Source organism: Rhizobium sp. BR 317 (genome assembly GCF_047445835.1).
Classification (GTDB): domain Bacteria; phylum Pseudomonadota; class Alphaproteobacteria; order Rhizobiales; family Rhizobiaceae; genus Rhizobium; species Rhizobium paranaense.
Window position 1 is genome coordinate 1 of record NZ_JARWLB010000179.1, and the last position, 749, is coordinate 749.

Here is a 749-nt window from a genome sequence, read left to right on the forward strand (position 1 = left end):
GCTCTATCGAGGGCAGTTTGCCCTCTTCGCCCGCAAACCGGCTCCGCTCGTCCACGCAGKACCGGACCCTGAAACGCCCGCCTTCCGCCGGTTCGGGATGACCGCACCGAAGGGCAAGCCGGCATGGGCCGGAGCCCGTTCGGACGACCTCGAAAGGAACGATCATGGCCAAGCCCGCACCCTCMTCTCGCCAATCCGCCCGCGTTGTGCAACTGCGCAAGGGCGCCACCATCGAAATGGTMCGGCTGMCATGCCCCGACGCCAGCCAGGCCCTAAAGATCGCCGAGAGTTTCGGCACCGCGGTCATCGACAGCGACGGCATCCGCGACCTGCATGAACGCCTCGTCATCGAGACCGCCGATGCGCTMGGAGACGGCCTGGGCGACAAGGCCATGCAGATTCATCTGCAGCGGATCGTCGGCGCMTTCGTCGGCTCGGCCCATGGCGCCGGGCAGTTCTATAGCCGCGCTGTCACCGAGGCGCGCGATGCCACGGCAAAGGCCGCCAACGATGCCCGCGACGAGGACCTCGACGGTCCGGTCGGCTATGACAGCGCCGCCCAGCGCAAGCGCGAGTTCGCCGCCGACATGGGCATCCAGGCCCATTCGCTGAGAATGGCAGCCGAAGGCGCCGTCGCGGCCTATGCCCAGGTGATCGGCGAGACCTGGAAGCCGTTCGACCGGCCGGTCGAGCAGCCGGGTCATTCGCTGGGCCGCAAGGCCGCCGAAGCGCAGATCTCGGCCTTCGAC

Annotated in this window: 1 pseudogene; it reads left to right on the forward strand. The window is 68.1% G+C overall.

The window, feature by feature from the left end:
• Positions 1 to 164 precede the first annotated feature (164 nt).
• Positions 165 to 749 (forward strand): annotated as a pseudogene (locus tag QD357_RS32650) (hypothetical protein); the annotation flags it as partial.